The organism is Dyadobacter sp. CY356 (genome assembly GCF_021440195.1).
Lineage (GTDB): Bacteria > Bacteroidota > Bacteroidia > Cytophagales > Spirosomataceae > Dyadobacter.
Window position 1 is genome coordinate 145,669 of record NZ_JAJTSZ010000006.1, and the last position, 12,522, is coordinate 158,190.

Here is a 12,522-nt window from a genome sequence, read left to right on the forward strand (position 1 = left end):
GGGGTTGATTGCGACAGATTTTCGTTCTATTTTTGAAATATGAAACACATAGCTATTCTCGTTCCCAAAGGTGCTACGGCGTTGAGCTGTATCGAAGGCCCGTTCAACATGTTTACCAAAATCAATGAGTTTCTGGAAAGCAAAGGAAAACCTGCCTTATTTGACGTAAAGCTTGTCGGACTTTCCAAAGAGCCGGAAATTTATGACCGGCTTTTCCGTGTATATCCGGATGCCGCCATTAACGAAATCCAAAAAACAGATCTGATCATCATACCGGCTGTTAACGGGAACAGAGAAGCGGTGATAGAAGCCAATAAGGATTTTTTTCCATGGATTGTGCAGCAGTACGAAAAAGGCTCCGAACTTGCCAGTCTTTGTGTCGGCGCATTTTTGCTGGCTTCCACTGGTTTGTTGAAAGGTAAAAAATGCGCAACACACTGGGTTGCCGAAAATGATTTTAGAAGAATGTTCCCGGATGTGGACCTGGTCGCGGATAAAATTATTACAGACGAAAACGGGATTTATTCCAGCGGCGGTGCCAATTCCTATTGGAACCTGCTTTTATATTTACTGGAAAAATATACCGATAGAAATATGGCCATCCTGGCTTCGAAATATTTTGAGATAGAAATGGACCGAAAAAGCCAGTCGCCGTTTATCATGTTCAACGGCCAAAGCGAACATCAGGACGAACCGATAAAAAAAGCACAGGAATTTATTGAGATGAATTTTCAGGACAAGATCACCGTCGACCAGCTATCTTCCATGTTTGCGATCGGGAGGAGAAGTCTGGAACGGAGGTTTAAAAAAGCAACATGTAATACTGTTTCAGAATATATCCAGCGCGTAAAAATCGAAGCGGCCAAAAAGAGTTTGGAAGGAAGCCGGAAGAATATCAGCGAAGTAATGAACGATGTCGGTTATTCGGATACCAAAGCATTCAGGACCACCTTCAAAAAAATAACCGGCCTTTCTCCGGTTGGTTATAAAAACAGATATAACAGAGATATGGTGAAACTGTAAGCAGATTATTTCACCAATAGAATTTCCTCTATTGGTGAAAGCTCATTTTCCTGCAAAATTTCCGCTTCGTATTTGAAATATTTCAGAAGACCAATGATCAGGGAAGGTTGTATGATACCGGAATCAAAACATACGCGCAAGATTTTGTCACAATCTTCCAGATCAAAATTAGCCTGATAACCGATAAAAGTTAAATGAATCTGATCCAGCAGCATGTTGGCAACTTCATGGTCAGTAACGTTGGTTTTAAAAACTTCTATCATAGGGGTGACTTTTAGTTTTAACTTTTAATCCGCCTGACTTCCCAAATTCAGTATCCCCACCTCCTCATATTTTTCATTACTGTCTTTCGGCCTCCTAAGCAATGTAAGTTGCGTACAGCGGAAAGTCCCGGAATAATTCAACGCATTTAATTGATTACGAACAGATTCCTGATCAACAAGGTAAACCGTGCGCATGATTGTCAGATGCAGACCTTTCATTTTACCACAACGATAAATGGATTGAATTAAGCCATACAAATTTTTCAATTCGTCAGATTCCACAACGGTCAATATAATCGCCTGGCCCCTTGGTCCTTTACTGAAAATGTCAAACCCGTTTATTTCAACCTCAATTGGTTGCACATCGAGCAGTGCTTTTTGCAAGGTACTCAACACCACATCTTTTCCAGCCTTTTGTTTAAAGGACAAAAATGAAACATGCGGCCGGAAATACTTTTGCTTGTCAGGCCCCACGATAAGTTCTGTTTTCTGCCTCAGTTCAACAGCGTTTTCCTCTATGTATTTTGATATAGATAGAAATATTTCGTACTCATATGTCAGCGGTTTATCAAAATCAGGAGTTGCAAATAATCCTGTTTGTCCGTTGTCTTTTGCCATTTTTTAAAAATAAGTTTCTATAAATGATAAGGATAGTTCAGGGTCTTCCATGATCGGTTCACAAGGTAACCCGTTAAATAAAAAAACACTAAACTACCCTCGTTATACGAAGCTTTTCTTATCATTTCATGACAAACAATGCTGCATAACTTTTGCGATAATACCAGGCAATAAACAAATTACCTGCCAACATAAAAATTGCAATCGGTATACCTTCCGGTGCCAAAAATACGTGCACCAGAAAAATGTTTATCGTTATCGGGAAAATTACAATAGCCGTCAGCGGAATAAACAATCCAGCCACCAGAAGGACTCCTGCAATAAGCTCCACAGCTTTTAAAAATGGCATAAAATAACCTGATGCCGTCAAACCTTCATTAAAAAGTTTCATAGGACCGCTTAGTTCCTGCGGCGGAATAAGTTTGAAAAAGTAGGCGATGGATGCAAAGAGGAACATTAAACCCATTAATACACGTACAATGATGACTGCAATTTTCATGTTTTTGTTCGTAAGGTTGAGAGAGGAATTTGTTTGGAAAGCCTGGCAGGCGATTTTTTGACCCTAATATAAATAATTTCCGGTCTTAATCCTGAAACGCAGCCGGATCCATCCAGGATACTTCCCACAAATGTCCGTCCAGATCCGCAAAACTATGTCCATACATAAATCCCTGATCCTGAATATCATCCCGCGCTACTCCACCTGCTTCCACAGCCAGATTAACGACTTTATCCACTTCTTCCCTGCTTTCTGCCGACAACACAATGCAAGACTGGGCATATTTCCTGGTATCAGGTATTTCCATCTGGCTTAATTCTTTGAAAAAAGATTCTGCTATAAACATCACGTAAATATTGTCGGCGATGATCATCGTAGCAGCATTTTCACTGGAAAACTTCGCATTAAAAGTGTAACCCAGTTTTGTAAAAAACGCCTCGGATCTGGCCGGGTCCTTTACGGCCATGTTGACGAAAATGTGATTTGTCATGTGAATTAAAACGTTGGATTTGAAATAGAAATATTTGTAAGGTCTGCCTGTGTTATTGTTTTTCAATGATCCCTTTCAGGAGTAAAAGACTTTTTTCCATGTCACCGCCCAAAAGTTTTCCGGTAAATAAATTGGTAATATTCATCGGATATTTGCTGGCACCGGCCATTTTCCATGTCAGTTTTGTCTGGTTTCCGGAAAGCGGTTCTGTTATCATTTGCGTTTGGGCTATGCCTTCAAATGGTTTTTCAAAATGGATTTCGAGATCCACCTCCCTGCCTTCATGAAGCGCTTTAATTTCCTGTTCACCTTTTCCGGCTTTTTCCTTTCCCTCCCAGGCATAGACAAACCCGACGGTACCATCCATTCCACTGAACCGCTTCTCGATGGTTTTGTCCATCATGACCCAAACATTATAATGATCCTGATTTTTAACAAGTTTAATATAATCATAAACCTCTTGCTTCGGTTTATCAATCGTAATTTCCCTTTCGATTGTGTATTCTTTGCTAACAAATAAAGCGACGATCAGCACTAGTGCAATAATTACTGCAATACCGATTAGAATAATTTTGATAACGTTCATTTTTGCCAGGGTATAAGTGAGTGACACTACAAATGTAATGTCACCGTTATGATAAAAAAGGGGGCAAACACGGCAAACTTGGGGGTGGATTCCGCCAAAGATTATTGTCCGCTCTGTTTGTCATAAAATACCGACCAATACATACCAAATTTGTCAACCAGCGACCCCATGCGGCCGGCAAAAAAATCTTCCAGCGGATGGGTTACGTTTCCATTCGCTGACAATGCCGAGAAATAATTGTTCATCTGCTCTTCACTGTCGCACGTGATCGTCAGCGAAACATTATTGCCTTTCACCATTCCATCCGGGCCGACCATGTCTGTCGCCATGAATACCATGTCACCCTTTGCCAGGCTTGCATGTAAAATATTCTTTTGCAATGCAGGGGGGAAATTTTCTGCCATCGGAGAATCCTCGATTACAATAAATTCCAGTTCCCCGCCCAGACATTCCTGATAAAATGTCATTGCTTCACGGCATTTGCCGGCGAAAGTAAGGTACGCGTTAATTTGTGCCATAATGATCTATATTTTTCTGGTTTTAGTACAACAAATTTACCAGCACTAATTTAGAATAATGGGGTGTATAAACGACGAACTTCGTGGCAGAACACGACAAAATTGGTGATATAATCAAACTTTGATTAGGATTCCCGAATTTCCTGGCTTTGTGATGTGCAGATGAGTATGTCAACCACACCTTTTCAATTTCAAAACGTATAGTAATGATAGTTAAAACCATTTCTTATTAACTTTGAAAACCGGATGTTTCCGGCATGCCTATTTAATTCTGGTTTTAAATCCCTGAACGATTCCTATGACAGACCGCAAATTTCCAATTGGCCCCTTTATAAAACAGGAAAATTACAGCAAGAAGGTACTTGAAGGCATGCTTCAAAGTATAGAAATGGCTTCAGCTCAGTACCGTGAGCTTGTCGAAAATCTTTCAGAAGAAGAACTTGCCAAAACATATCGTGACGATAGCTGGAACGTGCGGCAGATTGTGCACCATGTGAGCGACATACAGTATATTCATTATTTACGGCTTAAAAAGGCACTGACTGAGCCAGATAATAAAGAAATGGTCCTGATTGATATGAACGCCTGGGCAGCCACACCGGATTCCCTTTCTGCGCCTGTTGAGGCATCGTTGTTGTCTCTTGAAGGTACCGTGAAACGCTACGTTTTCCTGGCCAGAACATTAACAGAAGAGCAGCTGTTGATCAGTTATTACCATTCGGCACGACAAGTTTGGTTCACCCAAAAAGATGCATTAGCAATTTCTCATTGGCATATCTATCATCATTTAGGCCATTTGAACTGGGCCCTGGGCATATTCTGATCACCATCCCGAATAACCTGATGAAAGCTCCGGCTGCCTGGAATCCGGGCTTTCATTAAGAATAAAATTAATGGTATAAAACTCTATTTTCCTTTCAGCAAATCTTCGAGATCCGGGTGGAATTGCGATGTCAAAAAGTGCGTAATATCAAACTCCGCCAGTTCCAGTTTATAAAAAGGATCTTCACTGATAATTTCCCGAACCTGTTCCTCCGAATCCGCCAAAGCCAAAATAATCCCTCCCGACCGCGGCACTTTCCTGCCGGACGCTACGAATATATTTTTCTTATAATACTTTTTGAGGTACCTGACGTGCGCGGCCATGTGCTGGTCGAGTTCTTCTAGTGGGACGATGTAGGTTAAGGAGATGATGAACATGTTGGGGATGATGATATGTTGGAGATTTTTAAGTTTGGTTGAGTGAAATTTGTGAAGAAGAAAATACTATCACAAACATCATGGCAAAAGCCGTTCAGTTAAATGACTTAACCGCTTAAAAATATATTGTTTTTTGATATTTTTTCATAAGGTTCAATGTTATAATTTTAGCAGTGTTTAATTTTAACATTTTTGTGATTTATTTAACGGTAATAAGGAAAGACACGAAAAGAATAAGCAAGAATTAATATGTAAAGGGTGGACAGTAATTGTCTTATGAGAATGAGAGTTATTGCCTAAAACCTAAGAACAGACACAAACTATCCTTATTCAAAATTTAAGTAAATAATTATCAACTTAGTAAAATTGAAATATATAGATTTGTTAACAGGTGCCGTTGGTCTGTCAAAGAGTTAACTGTCTATACGCGAAATAGCTCAGTTACAATCATCTCAGGACAACCATTATTTTGAAGAAAGTTGCACAGCAGCGTAAATCTAACTTATGTTAAACTATTATTATACGGACCAAATACCAACCTTTCTTCAAAAACTTTCAGAGACAATAATTGGTGAAATTTCTGTTAATGGGCGATTAGGGCACATTAATACGGAATTGTATGCATGGGAATATCAAATAAAACTTTTAAAAGAAGTATTGAAAAATTATGAAGGACGACTGTTCTTTGAATTTTCCATACCAAGGATGGGAAGAAGAATTGATTGTTTACTAATAATAAAAAACATTGTTTTTATTATTGAATTCAAGGTTGGGGAAAAAGAATTTATCAATCAAAATATTGAACAGGTCTGGGATTATGCTTTGGATTTGAAAAATTTTCACGGGCCAAGTCATAGGCTGCTACTTGTTCCAATTCTGGTGGCTACACATTCAAAAGCAAATTTTATTGAAATAACTACTTCGAGCCACAACGATAACTTAATAAATCCATTAAGAACAAATGCGAATGATTTAGCTAACACAATTGCAAGTGTTCTGAATTTTTTCAAGGATGACCATGACATTGATATTGAATATTATATAAATGGGAGTTATTCACCTACACCAACCATTATTGAAGCCGCTATAAGCCTTTATAATAATCACAATGTTGAAGAGATTACAAGAAGTGATGCTGATGCAACAAATTTAAAAATTACGACTAATTATATTTCTCAAACAATTGAATATGCGAAAAGCAGCAATGCGAAAATTATATGTTTTGTAACTGGTGTTCCAGGCGCGGGTAAAACACTTGTCGGTTTGAAAGTTGCGACAGAACATTTAGACAAACAAAGAGGAAACACAAGTGTTTTCTTATCTGGCAACAAACCATTAGTGGATGTTCTACAAGAAGCTTTGTCAAGAGATAAAATTGTTCAAGAAAAAACCAAGGGAAATAAATTGACGAAAAAGCAGGCAAGACAAAGTGTTAAGGCTTTTATCCAGATTATACATCACTACAGAGACGAATATTTAAGAGATCAAAAAGCGCCTTACGACCATGTTGCGATTTTTGATGAAGCACAAAGAGCTTGGACAAAGGAGCAAACGATTAAATTTATGCAACAGAAAAAGGGCATTTCTAACTTTCAATATTCGGAACCGGAATTCCTTATTTCTTGTCTAGACAGGCACATTGACTGGGCTGTTGTAATTTGTTTAGTTGGCGGGGGGCAGGAAATAAATACCGGAGAAGCGGGGATTTCAGAATGGTTGAATGCTGTCAAAAACAGATTTCCGAATTGGGAAACAAGAATTTCACCAAATTTGATCGATAGTGAATATGCTGCACAGTCATCGATAAAAGAACTAGAAGAAAACAACAAAGTTGTATTCGATTCTAGTCTGCATCTATCAGTTTCAATGCGTTCGTTTAGAGCGGAATATCTATCAAAACTAATAAAAGAGATTTTAGATATTGATGAAAATGCAACTAATACGTTTGCACAATTAGAAGACAAATATCCAATTGTACTAACAAGAGATATTATTAAAGCCAAGACCTGGCTGAAAGAAAAAGCAAGAGGTAGTGAAAGATATGGTATAGTAGTCTCCTCACAAGCATATCGATTAAAACCGTTGGCAATTGATGTAAAAGCACAAATTAATCCTGTTAATTGGTTTTTGGATGGTAAAGACGATATTCGTTCATCTTTTTTTTTAGAGGACGTGGCAACCGAATTTCAAGTTCAAGGATTGGAACTGGATTGGGCTTGTGTTACTTGGGATGGTGATTTAAGGTATACTCAGGAGGGTTGGAAAGCATATTCTTTTGTTGGAAACAAATGGCAAAATATTCATAAGGAGCTCCGAAGAAAATACCTGGTTAATGCATATAGGGTTTTGCTTACCAGGGCAAGGCAAGGGATGGTTATTTTAGTACCTGAAGGGAGCACAGAAGACCATACTAGGCAATCGGCTTTTTACGATGAAACCTTTAATTATTTACAAAGTATTGGCATTAAAACATTTTGATCATGCAAAATAGCTTCTGGATTGATAGTACGAAAGGAAAAGACATTATTACTAAAACTCAAATTTCAACAAAGGAAATTTTAGATTGATGTCTTGCTATTATAATTTTCTTCACGGAAAAGGCTTAGAGTTTCAAATAAATAAACTTTTCAAGAAAAATAACTTTGAGTACTTCGTTTTTGAACATGATGATGTGAAGGAATTAGTGGTTTTGCCAAATGAGGATATCGATATTTTTACAGAAAGGATAGTTTCCCAATTTCCACCTGCAAAAAGGACCAAGATGTAATGAATTTAATTATAAAGAAATGTGAGCCTCGCTTTCTCTAAGCATTAATTCAAAACAGATATTGCTTGGTCGGTTTATTCGATAAGGCAGTAATAATGGCGACTTTAGCAAGTCAGTTGCTAATAGGTTAAATATTCCGATTGGCAATAATCCTGTCGTTTTTGTTATTTAGAAAAGCAAAAGTATTCTCGAAAATCTGATTGATTGGTTTTCTAAAAACGAAACTATCAGGCAGGTAGATGGAATCTCTAAACTGTTGGACGTTCCCGCGCTGATCATTGATGATGAAGCAGATGCCGCTTCCGTAAACACGTCAAGAGATATAAATTATATTAAGTCTATTAATCGCTTAAAAGTACCCTACTTAATCTTTTTAATCAGAATACATTTCTGGGATATTAACTTTGGATTGGTTACCGTCTAGCGGGAAATATTTTGTAAAGGTAACTGAGGCGGCTGATAGTCTGTTTCTTAAAAAGGAACATCAACTGATTTTTTCCGTGAAATTGGGAACGAATGACAGTGCGATACAGGGGCCGAATGGCTCGCCGGTTTCCAAAGAAGATTACAAGAAAAATATGCAGACCATTATTTCAGAGCTGTTAAGAAAATATCCCGGCTGCAAGGTGATTGTGCATCATCCGATCTGGTATAGCGCCAATACATACAACAGTTCCAAATATTTAAAGGAAGGCCTTGACAGGCTGGAAACTTATATTCCCGAGATTGATGGCATGATTTCCGAATACAAAATTTCGGATCCGAACCGGGTTTTTAAGGGTGATACCAGGGCTTTTAAATATTTCAAAAAACATCACCTCAAATTATTAAAACCGGAAAAAGGCCAGCAAGGCACATTTTACCTGCACCCGAATGAAGAAGGCACCGTTGTTTTAGGTAAGTTTTGGGCGAAGGCTCTTGAAAAAAGAATGCTTTGATTAAACGCATTTTTCTCTTTCCAATCTGCCTTTCCGCTTTCAAATATCAATTATTTTTTATTTGACTTTCAATTTATTACCTCAAAAATCACCCTCCTTAACAAAAAACTTCTCACCATTATTTTCAATAACTTCCCAGTCATCTCCACCAAATTCCGCCTCACAATATTCGTCATAACAAACTTCTGCATCGAAAATCCGCAGCATAACGGTCACGATCATGGGGTATAATTCCATGTCATCGATTTCAAATGCGAGTTGGATGATATCAATAGAATCATTGTAACAAGTCATAAAAACCTGAAATTGCCGCCAGGATTTTTCTTTGGCTTTATCGAGGTTTTTTGTATCGCCACCCGCATTTTTTATTTCTTCATATTCATTATCCCAGAATATTTCCCATTCTAAGAGCATTTCAGGAAGAAAAATATGCTTTTCAATTCCGCCGGCGTCGTTGTAAATTTTACTCCATATAAATTTGCTGGTCATTGCACCCATTTCAGCATAGGATTTCTTTTCGATGAAAGACCTTAAACGGGTTTTCAGCCCGGCTACGGTATCCATTTGAAAATCATCACCATCTTCTGTCCCAAATTCCAGGGTATTATCAATCACCAACGCTTCATATTCGTCATCTTCAAGTCCGGAAAATTTTTCAAATGCCTGAATAAACGCATCGTAGGACGGGATACCTTCCGGTGTATTTTCGTTGTCAAACATGTTACGCGCAATGCCCTGGATTCCGGCTTCCGCGGTAATCGCCTCGACTTCGCTTTTTAACATATCTAAAACATCCGTTTCACCAGCAAATGACAATGTTTCATATCTTTCTGTGAGGTAATTTTTAAAACTCATCAGCGAGTAAAAATAAGGATCATCCGGGGATACTTCCGCGTTTTCCTCATCCCACTCACCGTCTTCCACAGTATAACCCAATGGAAAAGAAACCATTTTCCCATCCTTACTGATACTGCAAAACAGATTTTCTTCCTCTGTCTCGTTTAAATAATAGGTAATTTCCATATCGTTTTTATACTAAAATATCTTGTAAATAAATTCTGATTCCTTTTCGCATTTTCATTCGATTACTTACCAAACCAGCAAATACGCGCTGCTCCTGCCTCCGCCCCTATCTTTCGTCAATAATCCTTTGGCGATTAAATCTGAAATGTCACGTCCGGCCGTATCCTGCGAACATTTCATAATTTTGGCCCACTTGGAAGATGTCAGTTTCCCGAAGAAATCTTCCTGCATTTTTTGTATCATCAGGCGTTGTCGCTCGTTCAGTGGCACATCAGCATATTTGTCCCAAAATGCTACTCTTTGCAAAACTACATTCAGCGTTTCTTCGGTTGCCTGCAACGCATCACGCATGCATAACAAAAACCATTGCAGCCACGATGTTATATCCAGATTTCCCTTCTGTGTCTTTTCCAGTATGGCGTAATATTCACTTCTGCGTTTTCTGATCTGAGACGACATGCTGTAATACCGCTCGCCGCTGCCTTCCGTCCTGGCCAGCTGCATATCTGCTATCGCCCGCGCGATCCGGCCATTTCCATCGTCAAACGGATGGATGGTCACAAACCATAAATGTGCGATTCCGGATTTTATGACCGGATCCATATTAACAGAACTGTTAAACCATGCCAGAAATTGCGCCATTTCTTCTTCCAGGCGTGTGGCATCCGGCGCTTCAAAATGCACTGTTTCTCTTCCCATCGGACCAGAAACTACCTGCATTGGCCCCTTCTCATTGTCCCGCCATTTTCCGGTCAATATCTTGTACATACCGCTTCGTCCGGATGGGAACAAAGATGATTGCCAGCCCAGTAACCGTTCTTTTGTCAGTTCACTTTTATAATTCTGGGTAGCATCAAGCGTCATTTCAACCACACCATCCACATTCCGGTCGGACGGAACGAGCCCGGCGATTTCTATGCCTAACCGTCTTGCAATCGAAGAACGCACTTCCTCGCGCCCCAGAACTTCACCTTCTATTTCAGAAGATTTTAACACATCTTCGGTTAGCGTTTTGAGTATGGTTTCTGATTTTGAAGTAAAACCAAAAGCTTCCATCCGCCCGTTGATTTTACCCTGGATATACCTCACCTCTCCCAAAACTGTCGAAAGCTCAGCTTCGTCCCAACTAAATTGGGGCCAGTATTTTCTTTGGTGGATATATGTACTCATGGTGTTATGCGGCGATCAGATAACTAATCTCCGCAAATTTGCGGAGATTAACAAGTTTATTCTCCGCATTTTCTCCTTTATAATCCTGGTTAATTTGATTTTAAAAATGTTATTAGCTTATAATTAATTTATAATCAGATATTTATAACAAATAATTATAATTAAAAACGACGAATTAATTAAATACCAAAACATTTTAATCTCCGCATTTTTGCGGAGATTAATCTACTTATTCTCCGCATCCTGATCATAATCAACAAAAATATTAATCCAGATTGCTCTTCCCAGGCGAATGATGATCGGTTGTAAGGAGAATAAAATGATGGTGATTGTGACAAAAAACCATTCAAGCGGCATTTTTATAAAGACTAGCAAAAAAACGGATAGTAGCGTCATCAGGAAAATGACAATTGGAAAACTTGTCCACAAGGCACCGATGTAAAAACCTGGTTCAATTTTAAAATCCTGTCCACAAACAGAACAGTTATCCGGCATTTTCAAACCGTCTTTCAGGCTATATGGATTCTGTTTTGTGAACAGCTTTCCCTGATGACAACGCGGACATCTCATCCTGACGACGTTTACTATTTTGGACATTTTACTTTTTTACAAGGATGTTGGGTGGATCTTCACTTTTTGTCTATTGACAGATTTGTTAACCCGTCCGACGGCGAAAAAAGCCGTCGGACGGGTGGCTCTTTAGAATTTTATCTGCTTTCAATCAATATTAAAAACTACTTCCCGGCCATTTGAGCACGGATTCTGCTTAGTGATGGCCCTTTTATTCCAAGATATGAAGCGACGTGTCCCAGTGAAACACGATTGGCGACGTCTGGAAATTCGGTTAATAGAGAAACGTAACGATCTTCGGCTGACTGGCTTAATAATGCTTCGGCCTTGGTTTGGCTGTAAACATAATATTGCTCGGCAAGAAGTCTTCCGAAACGCTCCCAACCATGGGATTTTGGGTATAGCGATAACAGGTTTTCATGACTGATCACCATCAGTTCAGAATCTTCGAGCGCTTCGATGCTATATGGACAAGCGGTCTGTGTAAGGAAACTTTTCAGGGAAACCAGAAATGTATTTTCAGGGACGAAATAAATATTGTGCTCGATTTCTGTTTTCAAATCAACATAATATACCCGGAACAATCCTTTGACAATAAATCCGATTTGCCGGCATACGGAATTCCGGAAATTAAAATATTCGTTTTTGGCAATTTTGCGGTGCGTCCACATATGCTCCGATAGCCGGATGTCTTCGTCTTCAAGCTGGGCAAAATGACTAAGGCTACTATGTAAAATTTCCTTCGGGCTTAAAAGCATTGTAAACTTTCGATTTTAAGAAATAAAATGGCGGATTTTTAAATTAAAAACGACCGGTTTTTACCAATCGTTTTATAAAACTAAGATACCATTTATTTC

15 protein-coding genes are annotated in these 12,522 nt (G+C 38.9%); 4 read left to right on the top strand and 11 right to left on the bottom strand.

The annotated features are described in order from the left end of the window. Positions 1–39: 39 nt before the first annotated feature. Positions 40–1,023 carry a GlxA family transcriptional regulator gene (locus LXL81_RS19555; RefSeq protein ID WP_234648450.1) on the top strand — a complete coding sequence of 328 codons (984 nt, stop codon included), beginning with the start codon at positions 40–42 and terminating at the stop codon, positions 1,021–1,023. 5 nt (positions 1,024–1,028) lie between these two features. On the opposite strand, the gene LXL81_RS19560 is transcribed toward LXL81_RS19555, so the two are convergent. The 6 genes from LXL81_RS19560 to LXL81_RS19585 form a co-directional block, all read right to left on the bottom strand. After that, entirely contained in the window at positions 1,029–1,286 is a 258-nt protein-coding gene (locus tag LXL81_RS19560) for a hypothetical protein (protein ID WP_234648451.1), read from the bottom strand. A gap of 24 nt (positions 1,287–1,310) precedes the next feature. Then, the gene (locus tag LXL81_RS19565; RefSeq protein ID WP_234648452.1) at positions 1,311–1,904 is read right to left on the bottom strand and encodes a 2'-5' RNA ligase family protein; all 594 of its coding nucleotides are present in this window, start codon (positions 1,902–1,904) and stop codon (positions 1,311–1,313) included. A 121-nt stretch (positions 1,905–2,025) separates the two neighbouring features. Then, positions 2,026–2,403: a DoxX family membrane protein gene (locus LXL81_RS19570; protein WP_234648453.1), complete on the bottom strand. Its 378-nt coding sequence runs from the start codon at positions 2,401–2,403 to the stop codon at positions 2,026–2,028. 85 nt (positions 2,404–2,488) lie between these two features. Next, complete coding sequence (locus LXL81_RS19575; protein WP_234648454.1) at positions 2,489–2,893, bottom strand: VOC family protein; 405 nt, start codon at positions 2,891–2,893, stop codon at positions 2,489–2,491. Between the two features lie 52 nt (positions 2,894–2,945). Continuing rightward, a complete protein-coding gene (locus LXL81_RS19580; protein ID WP_234648455.1) occupies positions 2,946–3,479 on the bottom strand; it encodes an SRPBCC family protein in 534 nt (177 codons plus the stop codon). A gap of 101 nt (positions 3,480–3,580) precedes the next feature. Next, the gene (locus LXL81_RS19585) at positions 3,581–3,997 is read right to left on the bottom strand and encodes a VOC family protein (protein ID WP_234648456.1); all 417 of its coding nucleotides are present in this window, start codon (positions 3,995–3,997) and stop codon (positions 3,581–3,583) included. A gap of 298 nt (positions 3,998–4,295) precedes the next feature. Here LXL81_RS19585 and LXL81_RS19590 point away from each other — a divergent pair, with 298 nt between their 5' ends. After that, entirely contained in the window at positions 4,296–4,820 is a 525-nt protein-coding gene (locus LXL81_RS19590) for a DinB family protein (RefSeq protein WP_234648457.1), read from the top strand. An 83-nt stretch (positions 4,821–4,903) separates the two neighbouring features. On the opposite strand, the gene LXL81_RS19595 is transcribed toward LXL81_RS19590, so the two are convergent. Then, on the bottom strand, positions 4,904–5,197 hold the full coding sequence (locus LXL81_RS19595) for a YciI family protein (protein WP_234648458.1): 294 nt from the start codon (positions 5,195–5,197) through the stop codon (positions 4,904–4,906). 504 nt (positions 5,198–5,701) lie between these two features. Here LXL81_RS19595 and LXL81_RS19600 point away from each other — a divergent pair. Together LXL81_RS19600 and LXL81_RS19605 are read left to right on the top strand one after the other, a co-directional pair. Continuing rightward, entirely contained in the window at positions 5,702–7,675 is a 1,974-nt protein-coding gene (locus tag LXL81_RS19600; RefSeq protein WP_234648459.1) for a DUF2075 domain-containing protein, read from the top strand. A 789-nt stretch (positions 7,676–8,464) separates the two neighbouring features. Next, positions 8,465–8,902, top strand: a complete 438-nt coding sequence (locus LXL81_RS19605) for a hypothetical protein (RefSeq protein WP_234648460.1) — start codon at positions 8,465–8,467, stop codon at positions 8,900–8,902. Between the two features lie 81 nt (positions 8,903–8,983). Here LXL81_RS19605 and LXL81_RS19610 read toward each other — a convergent pair whose 3' ends face one another. The 4 genes from LXL81_RS19610 to LXL81_RS19625 form a co-directional block, all read right to left on the bottom strand. Continuing rightward, the gene (locus tag LXL81_RS19610; protein ID WP_234648461.1) at positions 8,984–9,925 is read right to left on the bottom strand and encodes a hypothetical protein; all 942 of its coding nucleotides are present in this window, start codon (positions 9,923–9,925) and stop codon (positions 8,984–8,986) included. 66 nt (positions 9,926–9,991) lie between these two features. Further along, the gene (locus tag LXL81_RS19615) at positions 9,992–11,095 is read right to left on the bottom strand and encodes a Fic family protein (RefSeq protein ID WP_234648462.1); all 1,104 of its coding nucleotides are present in this window, start codon (positions 11,093–11,095) and stop codon (positions 9,992–9,994) included. Between the two features lie 225 nt (positions 11,096–11,320). Next, positions 11,321–11,692 (bottom strand): DUF983 domain-containing protein, encoded by a 372-nt coding sequence (locus LXL81_RS19620; RefSeq protein ID WP_234648463.1) that lies wholly within the window; start codon positions 11,690–11,692, stop codon positions 11,321–11,323. Between the two features lie 137 nt (positions 11,693–11,829). Further along, positions 11,830–12,423: a Crp/Fnr family transcriptional regulator gene (locus LXL81_RS19625; protein ID WP_234648464.1), complete on the bottom strand. Its 594-nt coding sequence runs from the start codon at positions 12,421–12,423 to the stop codon at positions 11,830–11,832. Positions 12,424–12,522 lie beyond the last annotated feature (99 nt).

Bases quoted from the DNA above. Each gene is read 5' to 3' on its own strand.
- LXL81_RS19585 (WP_234648456.1), bottom strand. From the start codon at position 3,997: ATGGCACAAATTAACGCGTACCTTACTTTCGCCGGCAAATGCCGTGAA.
- LXL81_RS19595 (WP_234648458.1), bottom strand. From the start codon at position 5,197: ATGTTCATCATCTCCTTAACCTACATCGTCCCACTAGAAGAACTCGAC.
- LXL81_RS19590 (WP_234648457.1), top strand. From the start codon at position 4,296: ATGACAGACCGCAAATTTCCAATTGGCCCCTTTATAAAACAGGAAAAT.
- LXL81_RS19560 (WP_234648451.1), bottom strand. From the start codon at position 1,286: ATGATAGAAGTTTTTAAAACCAACGTTACTGACCATGAAGTTGCCAAC.
- LXL81_RS19600 (WP_234648459.1), top strand. From the start codon at position 5,702: ATGTTAAACTATTATTATACGGACCAAATACCAACCTTTCTTCAAAAA.
- LXL81_RS19620 (WP_234648463.1), bottom strand. From the start codon at position 11,692: ATGTCCAAAATAGTAAACGTCGTCAGGATGAGATGTCCGCGTTGTCAT.
- LXL81_RS19580 (WP_234648455.1), bottom strand. From the start codon at position 3,479: ATGAACGTTATCAAAATTATTCTAATCGGTATTGCAGTAATTATTGCA.
- LXL81_RS19565 (WP_234648452.1), bottom strand. From the start codon at position 1,904: ATGGCAAAAGACAACGGACAAACAGGATTATTTGCAACTCCTGATTTT.
- LXL81_RS19575 (WP_234648454.1), bottom strand. From the start codon at position 2,893: ATGACAAATCACATTTTCGTCAACATGGCCGTAAAGGACCCGGCCAGA.
- LXL81_RS19625 (WP_234648464.1), bottom strand. From the start codon at position 12,423: ATGCTTTTAAGCCCGAAGGAAATTTTACATAGTAGCCTTAGTCATTTT.
- LXL81_RS19615 (WP_234648462.1), bottom strand. From the start codon at position 11,095: ATGAGTACATATATCCACCAAAGAAAATACTGGCCCCAATTTAGTTGG.
- LXL81_RS19555 (WP_234648450.1), top strand. From the start codon at position 40: ATGAAACACATAGCTATTCTCGTTCCCAAAGGTGCTACGGCGTTGAGC.
- LXL81_RS19570 (WP_234648453.1), bottom strand. From the start codon at position 2,403: ATGAAAATTGCAGTCATCATTGTACGTGTATTAATGGGTTTAATGTTC.
- LXL81_RS19610 (WP_234648461.1), bottom strand. From the start codon at position 9,925: ATGGAAATTACCTATTATTTAAACGAGACAGAGGAAGAAAATCTGTTT.